The 9812-nt window shown below is 56.0% G+C and carries 7 protein-coding genes; all 7 read right to left on the reverse strand.

The annotated features are described in order from the left end of the window. Positions 1-707: chemotaxis response regulator protein-glutamate methylesterase (locus RT340_RS19090; RefSeq protein ID WP_313377502.1), on the reverse strand; the 707-nt coding region annotated here is incomplete at its 3' end. Beyond that, entirely contained in the window at positions 704-1579 is an 876-nt protein-coding gene (cheR, locus tag RT340_RS19095) for a protein-glutamate O-methyltransferase CheR (protein WP_034821825.1), read from the reverse strand. The genes RT340_RS19090 and cheR, both read right to left, overlap by 4 nt. Positions 1580-1669: 90 nt before the next feature. Then, positions 1670-3349 carry a methyl-accepting chemotaxis protein gene (locus RT340_RS19100; protein WP_097119237.1) on the reverse strand — a complete coding sequence of 560 codons (1680 nt, stop codon included), beginning with the start codon at positions 3347-3349 and terminating at the stop codon, positions 1670-1672. A gap of 165 nt (positions 3350-3514) precedes the next feature. Further along, positions 3515-5185, reverse strand: a complete 1671-nt coding sequence (locus tag RT340_RS19105) for a methyl-accepting chemotaxis protein (RefSeq protein ID WP_313377503.1) — start codon at positions 5183-5185, stop codon at positions 3515-3517. Positions 5186-5434: 249 nt separating this feature from the next. Then, on the reverse strand, positions 5435-7111 hold the full coding sequence (locus RT340_RS19110) for a methyl-accepting chemotaxis protein (protein WP_211727821.1): 1677 nt from the start codon (positions 7109-7111) through the stop codon (positions 5435-5437). Between the two features lie 170 nt (positions 7112-7281). Further along, on the reverse strand, positions 7282-7779 hold the full coding sequence (gene cheW, locus RT340_RS19115) for a chemotaxis protein CheW (RefSeq protein ID WP_034821837.1): 498 nt from the start codon (positions 7777-7779) through the stop codon (positions 7282-7284). 22 nt (positions 7780-7801) lie between these two features. Continuing rightward, a complete protein-coding gene (cheA, locus tag RT340_RS19120) occupies positions 7802-9784 on the reverse strand; it encodes a chemotaxis protein CheA (protein WP_196250088.1) in 1983 nt (660 codons plus the stop codon). Positions 9785-9812 lie beyond the last annotated feature (28 nt).

Below are 9812 nucleotides of genomic sequence, written 5' to 3' on the forward strand. Positions count from 1 at the left end.
AGCTCCATATGCATTGCGCCTGGCGCGATATAGGCGTGACCCGGCAGAATACGTTCGCCATCCTCCGCCTCTTTCACGGTGATCTGGCAGAGCTTGTTCAGCCGCTCGGCAAACGAGCGGGTAAAACCTGGCGGCATATGCTGCGTGATCAGCAGCGCCGGACTGGTCGCGGGCAGCGGCTGCAGTACATGGCGAATCGCCTCGGTGCCGCCGGTGGAAGAGCCAATCGCAATCAGCTTCTCACTACTCAGCAGCGGGCCAGCTTTCAGCATCACCGGGCCGGGTGTGGCCGGGCGCGCATGCAATTTGGCTCGCGCCGCTGCGCGAATTTTGTCGGCGATCATCTGGCTGTACGCCAGCATGCCTTCGCGAATACCCAACTGCGGCTTAGTGACGAAATCCACTGCGCCCAATTCCAGCGCGCGTAATGTCACTTCCGATCCTTTACCGGTCAGCGATGACACCATCACGACTGGCATCGGACGCAGGCGCATTAACTTCTCAAGGAAGTCGAGGCCATCCATACGCGGCATTTCGACGTCCAGCGTCAGCACCTGTGGGTTGTACTGCTTGATTAAATCCCGCGCCACCAACGGATCGGGCGCGGTGGCGACCATCTCCATATCGGCGTGGCTGTTGATGATCTCCGTCATCAACTGTCGCATTAGCGCGGAGTCATCCACGCACATCACGGTGATTTTGCTCATCGTCTTTCCTTGGTCAATCCATAGACTGTCTGTCCACGCAGCCAGAACTCTTTACTGATCTGGCTGAAGTTCTCTGAGTGTCCAGCGAACAGCACACCGCCGGGCTTCAGCAGGGGAACGAAACGGCGCAGAATTTTTTCCTGCGTCTCTTTATCGAAATAGATCATCACGTTGCGACAGAAAATTGCGTCGAACGGACCCGGCAACGCCCAGTCGTTGGCCAGTAAATTCAGCTGCGAATAGTTCACCATGCTGGCGAGATCGGAGCGAACGCGTACCATACCTTCATGCGGGCCGGTGCCACGCAGGAAAAAGCGTTGCAGCTGCGATTGCGATAAGGTGCGCAGCTCTTCCTGGCGATACACCCCCGCCACGGCCTTTTCCAGTACTTGTGTATCAATGTCGCTGGCGTGGACCTGGAATTTGCCTGGTCCGGTACCCAGCGTTTCGGCCAACGTCATGGCGATGGAGTACGGCTCTTCGCCGGTTGAGGCGGCGGTACTCCACACGCTGTAACTGCCACTGCGCTTACGCGCATGATCCGCGAGGATCGGGAAATGGTGCGCCTCGCGGAAAAATGAGGTCAGATTGGTGGTCAGTGCGTTAATAAACGCCTGCCATTCTGCACTGTTCTGGTCTTGCTCCAGCAACGCCAGATAACGACCAAAATCATCAATGTTCAGCGTGCGCAAACGGCGCACTAAGCGGTTATAAACCATCTCCCGCTTGTGATCGGCCAGCACGATGCCTGCGCGTTGATAGATCAGCTGGCTGATACGACGAAAATGCGTATCTGAAAGCGGCAGGCGCTGCACCATTTGCGAGAGCAGCGTTGTTGCTTCACTTTGATCCAATAACGTCGATTTCTTCATGTCAGGTCACCCGGCAACAAACTGATTAAATTGTGATACTGCGATTACTGCTGCGCTGCCAGTTGGGCCGCCTTGCGGCGGCCATACGGATTAAAAGGTTTCCCAGTTATCGTCCGCGCTACGTGCACCTGCGGGTTGAGCCAGCGCTTTGACTGCGGCTGGACGCAACATTTTTGGCGCTGTAGATAGGTTAACGGCCTGAGCGACAAATTCTTTACCAATATTGAACACCGCAACCGACTGTTTCAGTCGACTGGCCTGATCTTCCAGTGCGGCAGCCGCCGTGGCTGACTCTTCTACCAGCGCGGCGTTCTGCTGTGTCACGCGATCCATCTCGTTCACGGCCAGACCCACCTGGTCGATTCCGCGACTCTGCTCATCCGACGCCGAGGCGATTTCGCCCATGATGTCGGTGACGCGAGTGACGGCGTTGACGATGTTGGTCATGGTTTCGCCCGCGCTCTCCACCAGCACCGAACCGGTGTTGACGCGACTCACCGAGTCTTCGATCAGACCTTTGATCTCTTTCGCTGCCTGGGCGCTGCGCTGTGCCAGACTGCGCACCTCACCCGCCACCACCGCAAAGCCACGGCCCTGTTCACCCGCACGTGCCGCTTCAACCGCCGCGTTGAGTGCCAGAATGTTGGTCTGGAACGCGATGCCATCGATCACACTGATGATATCCGCGATTTTCTTCGAGCTGCCGGTGATCTCTTTCATGGTGGTGACCACGCCATCCACCACTTTGCCGCCGTGCTGCGCGGTTTCAGAGGCAGTCAACGCCAGTTGTGAAGCCTGACGGGCGTTTTCGGCGTTCTGCTTCACGGTCGCGGTCAACTGCTCCATGCTGGCAGCCGTCTCTTCCAGAGAAGCGGCCTGCTGTTCAGTACGTGAAGAGAGATCGTTGTTACCCATGGCGATTTCGCTGGCACCGGTGTAGATAGCGTCTGAACCATCACGCACGGTACGCACGGTATTCGCCAGCTCCTGCTGCATGTGCTGCAGTGAGCTGAGCAATTCACCCATCTCGTTGCGCATACTGACATCAATCTGCTGCGTCAAATCACCACGTGCGATGTGACGGATATGGTCGATGCTCTGTTTCAACGGACGAATCAGCACGTTGCGCATGCCGCTCCACACCAGTGCAATCACCAGCAGGGTCACCAGTAAAGTACCGATCACCAGCATGATGGAGTGCTGATAGGCGCTTTCGTTGGCATCAATACCCTGCTTTGCCAGCACGATGTTGTAGTTCAGCCATGCGGTGTAATCCTTCTCGAATTTATCCTGCATACCCTGCGTTGGTTGATCGACAAAGCCTTTAAAGTTCCCGTTACCCAGGAAATCAATCAGCTCGGCCAGTCCACCACGGAAGGCGTTGTAGTTGGCCTGCAGCGTCTTAACGTTCTCTGCGCTTTTGCCCTTCTCAGACAAATTCGCGTTGAACTCGGCAAAAGCCTGGTCAGCGTTTTTCAACTCCTCACTTGCCAGCGCCACCAGTTCTTTCACGGTCGCACCTGATCCAGCCTGCTGGCTATCCAGCAAATAGCGGATCCCTGCACGGTTCAGCGTGTTACGCGCCTGAACCAGCGATACCCAAGAGGTGCCCATCGCCCGTTGCAGCGTGCTGAGACGCTGGTTGTAGGCAAAATTCTCTTTATCGGCTTTCACCGTGGTAAAAAACATCCCTCCGGAAAACAGCTGCAGCAAGGCAAACAGTGCCAGCACACATAACAGCCCGGAAACGACACGAATACGACTAAACATAAACACCTCATTGGTTGGCGGATCGCTCCTGTTATCGGCGTTCGCAGGGGGATCTTTAAGTTGTCTGCAACGGGTTGGACCAGCGGGAATTAGGGAGGATCAGGGATAAATTAAAGTGTGGCGACAGGTGTGCGGGCGCACCTGCGTGCGCCCGGTTAAAAACGTTTAAAATGTCTCCCAGTTGCTGTCACTGACGGGCGCCGTCACGGCTTTGCGTGGTGCACTCAGCATTGGCTGCGCGCTCTGTGGCTGACGCACTGCGGCAGTGGCCTGTGAAGCACGCGGCACGCGGAACACCGCCACTGACTGGCTCAAACGGCTGGCCTGCTCTTCCAGTGACGCCGCTGCAGCGGCGGATTCTTCCACCAGCGAGGCATTCTGCTGGGTCACGCGATCCATCTCGGTGACGGCCTGGCCGACCTGATCGATACCGCGACTCTGCTCATCAGATGCTGAAGCAATTTCGCCCATGATATCGGTCACGCGCGTCACCGCATCGACGATATCATTCATGGTTTCACCGGCAGTACCCACCAGCTGTGAACCGCTGTTCACCCTGTTCACCGAGTCTTCAATCAGGCCTTTAATCTCTTTGGCTGCCTGCGCACTGCGCTGTGCCAGATTACGCACTTCACCGGCCACCACCGCAAAGCCACGCCCTTGCTCACCGGCACGCGCCGCTTCTACCGCCGCGTTCAGTGCCAGAATATTGGTCTGGAAAGCAATGCCATCGATCACGCTGATGATATCGGCGATTTTCTTCGAACTGCCAGCAATGTCATGCATGGTGCGCACAACACCATCCACCACTTCGCCACCTTTACGCGCGGTATCAGAAGCACTGAGCGCCAGCTGAGATGCCTGACGGGCGTTCTCGGCATTCTGCTTCACGGTAGCCGTCAGTTGCTCCATGCTGGCCGCCGTCTGTTCCAGCGAAGCCGCCTGCTCTTCAGTACGCGCGGAGAGATCGTTGTTGCCCGCCGAGATTTCGCTCGCGCCGGTAAAGATGGCATCAGAGCCGTCACGCACGTTGCTGACGGTACGCACCAGCGACTGCTGCATCTCATGCAGGCTGGCCGCCAGTTGGCTCATCTCGTTGCGTCCTTCCACGGCAATATGCTGCGTCAGATCGCCAGAAGCGATATGGCGGATATGGCCCAGCAGCTGATGCAATGGCTGGATCAGTACCGCACGCAGGCCAAACCAGCAGCCGACAATTACGAACACCACCACCAGCGCCACCACTGCCAGCAGCCACATCATCATATGGAACGCTTGCTGATTTTGCGCCACGCCTTCCGCCGCCAGTGTGCTTTGCGCCGTGCGCCACTCAGCATAGGTGGCCTTCATCTTCACCTGTTTGGCTTCAATGTTCTGCGCAAACATGCCTTGCAGATCGTTGGCTTTTAAACGTTCCAGCATCGCTTTCAGGCCATCGTTGAAGGCGGCGTAGTCCGTTTCCAGGCGATCGCGCAGTGCGTCCGGCAAGCCTGGCGTACCCGGCAGATCGTAGTAACGCTGGTAGTGCCCGGCAGCCACATCCAGCTGCTTTTCAGTCTGTGCAATCAGCGCCTGAAGCTGGCCGCCGTTGGACTGTGCCGCCATACTGCCCTGCATGCGCAGCATCGCGCGGTTTAACACGGTACGGGTCTGGTTGAGTTCGATCCAGGCATCGGACATCGCGCCGACGTTGTTGGTCGACGTCTGTGCCACGGCAAAAGCTTCTTTATCTTTTTGTAAGGCAGACCAGAACAATCCGCCCGACAGTAACTGCAAAGCACCAAAGACCAGCAAGACTGCGATCAGGCTGGTGACAACATTGATTCGTTTTAACATGGGTTCTCCAAAGAGTGAGGCATTTCGGCTCCCGCTGTTATCGACCGCAGTTGTTAAATTTTGAGGGGCTTTAACGGATTTTACGAAATATAATTCTGCCAATAACTTTCTTTACAGAGTTTTATAACTAAAGAAATTGTCATTAAAAAAAATGCGCCTTTATCGGGCAAACGATAAAAGCGCATTGATGCTTTTGGAATAAAAGGATATTGCGGCAGTGGGTGCGCCAGCGCACACCACTGCAAACGATTAAAACGTTTCCCAGTTACTGTCGCTGACTGGTGCAGTCACAGCTTTACGTGGTGCACTCAACACCGGCGGCGCGATCTGCGGATGGCGCACCACGGCACTGGCCATGCCAGGCTGTTCGGCACGCGGCACACGGAATACCGCCACAGACTGGCTCAGACGGCTGGCCTGCTCTTCCAGCGAAGCCGCTGCCGCAGCAGACTCTTCTACCAGCGAGGCGTTCTGTTGGGTCACGCGGTCCATTTCCGTCACAGCCTGACCGACCTGATCGATACCACGACTCTGTTCATCAGACGCTGAGGCGATTTCGCCCATAATATCGGTCACACGGGTGACCGCATTGACGATCTCACTCATGGTTTCACCGGCGGTACCCACCAGCTGCGAACCGCTGTTGACGCGATTGACAGAATCTTCAATCAGACCCTTAATCTCTCTCGCCGCCTGGGCGCTGCGCTGTGCCAGGTTGCGAACTTCACCTGCCACCACCGCAAAGCCACGCCCCTGCTCGCCAGCGCGCGCCGCTTCCACCGCGGCATTCAGCGCAAGGATGTTGGTCTGGAAGGCGATACCGTCAATCACGCTGGTGATATCAGCGATCTTCTTTGAACTCCCGGCGATATCGCTCATGGTGCGTACGACGCCTTCCACCACGTTGCCGCCCTTTTGCGCGGTTTCCGAGGCACTCAACGCCAGCTGTGACGCCTGGCGGGCATTTTCGGCGTTCTGTTTCACTGTCGCGGTCAGCTGTTCCATGCTGGCTGCGGTCTGTTCCAGCGAGGCAGCCTGCTCTTCCGTACGAGCAGAAAGATCGTTGTTACCTGCCGAGATTTCACTCGCACCGGTGAAGATGGCATCAGATCCGTCACGCACGTTACTGACAGTACGCACCAGCGACTGCTGCATGTCATGCAGGCTGCTCGCCAGTTGGCTCATCTCATTGCGGCCTTCAACGCTAATACTCTGGGTCAGGTCACCCTGCGCGATCGACTGAATGTGGGCAATGTTAGTGTTCAATGGATTAATCAGGATGCGACGCAGGTTCACCCAGCACAGTCCAATCACCACTAATACCACCACCATGATAGCGCCCAGAATCCAGCTCATGCGGCTGAAGGCATCGGCATTTTTTTCCTGGCCTTGTGCTGCCAGTTTCGCCACATCCGCACGCCAGTCGGTGTAAGTTTTCAGGAACTTACTTTGGCTCGGTGCCACCGGCACGCTGCCCGCTTTCGATAAATCGTTGGCGAGAAGCGCATCCTGCATCTGGCTCAATGCCGTGGCGTAAGCGGTATAGCCCTCATCCAGTTGACCTGTGAGTTCCTTATTTTGTCCCGGTGTATCCGGAATCGCTTTATAGAGTTTGAAATTATCCGCTGCTTTTTGCTGGAACTGTTTGCTGTCGTTGAACAGCCCCTCAATATCCGGCTCTTTGTTGGCCAGTTTACTGGTGGCGATACGCAACTGGATGCGCGTCAACACAACACGGCTTTGGTTGAGGCTCATGTAAGCATCATTCAGCGCCGAAAGGTTTTGGCTCGCTAACTGCGACACATTGAAGCTGGATTTGTCGTCGTTTAAGGCTTTGAGGAATATTGAACCGGATATGACCTGCAGCAGGCCAAACATCAGTAGCACCACCAGCAGACTGGTGACGACGCGAATTTTTTTTAACATAGATAGCCCTGGGAAAAGTAAGTAAATGGAACGCAATATTTATCGGCGGGCGAGGCAGGGAGTTTAATGAAAGTTGTGTGAATAAATATTGTTATTATCTGATTTTTATAGGGATTATTTCAGAGCGGAATTATCACGGGCCGATGCTGCCAGCCCGTGATTGTCGATGATTACGCGCTACGCAGCGTATCCACCAGCGCCATCTCTTCGCTGCTCAGCAGCTTCTCGATGTCGACCAGAATCAGCATACGTTCGCCCAGTGCGCCGAGGCCGGTCAGGTACTCGGTGGACATGGTGACCGCGAATTCCGGTGCCGGACGAATCTGTTCCTGCATCAGAGACAGCACGTCAGACACGCCATCCACCACGATACCCACGACGCGGTGCTCAAGATTCAGCACGATCACCACGGTGTTTTCGTTGTATTCCACATCCTGCTGCGCGAACTTCACACGCAGGTCGATGATTGGCACGATCACGCCACGCAGGTTCGTCACACCCTTGATGAATTCTGGGGTGTTGGCGATACGCGTTACCTGATCGTAACCCCGAATCTCCTGCACTTTAAGAATGTCGATGCCGTACTCTTCGTCACCCAGGGTGAAAACTAAGAATTCCTGGCCCACGGTTTCGCCAGCGATTTTGGTCACGGTTGCCATGTCAGTCATTTTTTTGCCCTTTATTTATCTATTACGCTGCGGCACCGGCCACACGCTTTTCACGGTTCAACGATTGCAGTGCAGAGACATCCACAATCAGCGCCACACTACCATCGCCGAGGATGGTGGCGGCTGAAATGCCCGGCACTTTGCGGTAGTTGCTTTCCAGGTTCTTCACCACCACCTGATGCTGGCCAATCAGCTGATCCACCAGCAGTGCATAACGGCGGCCTGCGCTCTGCAGAATCACCACGATGCCCTGGGTCGCGTCGGTTTTGGCATTCTGCACATCAAACACATTCCACAGCTCAACCAGCGGCAGGTATTCGCCACGCACTTCCAGCACGCGCTCGCCACCGGCCAGCGGTTTCAGCTCTTCAGCCGTTGGCTGCAGGGATTCCATCACCGCGTTCAGCGGCAGAATGAACACTTCATCCGCCACGCGCACTGACATGCCATCAAGAATGGCCAGCGTCAGTGGCAGCAGGATGCGAATAGTGGTGCCTTTGCCCTGCTTCGAAGAGATTTCGACGTGACCGCCCATCTCCTGAATGTTTCGTTTTACCACGTCCATGCCCACACCACGGCCGGACACGTCAGTGACCTGCTCCGCCGTTGAGAAGCCCGGTGCGAAGATCAGCATGCCGACTTCTTCATCGCTCATGCTGTCGCTGACCGGCAGGCCAGAGGACAGGGCTTTCGCCAGAATACGTTCACGGTTCAGACCGGCACCGTCATCGATCACTTCGATGCAGATATTGCCGCCCTGATGTTCCGCTGACAGCGTCAGATTGCCCACCGCTGTTTTGCTCGATGCCAGACGCTTCTCTGGCGTTTCGATACCGTGGTCAAGGCTGTTACGCACCAGATGCGTTAACGGATCGATAATGCGCTCGATCAGGCTCTTATCCAGTTCAGTAGAGCTACCCAGCAGCGTCAGCTCCACTTCTTTGCCCAGCTTGCTGGCCAGATCGCGCACCAGACGCGGGAAGCGGCTAAACACATACTCCATCGGCATCATACGAATCGACATCACCGACTCTTGCAGGTCACGCGCGTTACGCTCCAGCTGGCCCATGCTGTTCAGCAGGTCGCCGTGAGCCACAGGATCCAGTTCGCCAGAACGTTGTGCCAGCATTGATTGGGTAATCACCAATTCGCCGACCAGGTTGATCAGCTGATCCACCTTCTCAACCGCAACACGAATACTGCTGGATTCGCTGGTTTTGGCCGGCGCTGCCGCACGTTTCGCTTCACGTTTGGCTGGCGGGGTGATGTCGGTTACGGTGGCGGTTTGCACCGGTGCAGGGGCTTCCACCGCAACGGCTTCGGCAGGTGCTGCTGCGACGGCGGCCGCGCCTTCCGGGAAGTGAATCTGCGCTTCATCAATCACAAAACAGAGCACCGCAACGATGTCGTCTTTACCGACGCCATCAATGGTCACTTCCAGCGAGTTGGTGCCTTTCACCACGTTGGAGACAGTGCCGAGATTACCCAGCTCCTCCAGCATCAGTTCCGGCTCTTTCTCTTTCAAATCGATCAGTTGCAGGCGTAAACCCGCGGCCGCTGCCGGGGCGGCGGCGATCTCCACCACGTCGGCCACTTTTGCCGGCTCGGGTGCGATTCCTTTGGCTTCCAGCGCCAGCTGACGCAGTGCTTCGCAGATATATTTGAAGTTTTCTGCGTTGGGTTCCTGCGCCGTTTTATAGGCATCGAGCTGTTCTTGCATAATATCTTTGGTTTCCAAAAACAGGTTGATGATGTCGGTGCTAAGCTGCATTTCGCCGCGGCGCGCACCATCCAGAATGTTTTCCAGGATGTGGGTGGTTTCCTGTAAAACCGTAAAGCCAAACGTACCGGCTCCGCCCTTAATGGAGTGGGCGGCGCGGAAGATGGCATTCAACTGCTCGGAATCGGGCTCCTGGGGATCCAATCCCAACAGGTGTTGCTCCATATCCGCTAACAGCTCATCGGCTTCATCGAAAAACGTCTGGTAAAAATCGCTGATGTCCATGCTCACGGGATCACCTCGGCTGTGAGGG

This window comes from Pantoea sp. CTOTU50773 (assembly GCF_032082325.1).
GTDB lineage: Bacteria > Pseudomonadota > Gammaproteobacteria > Enterobacterales > Enterobacteriaceae > Pantoea > Pantoea communis.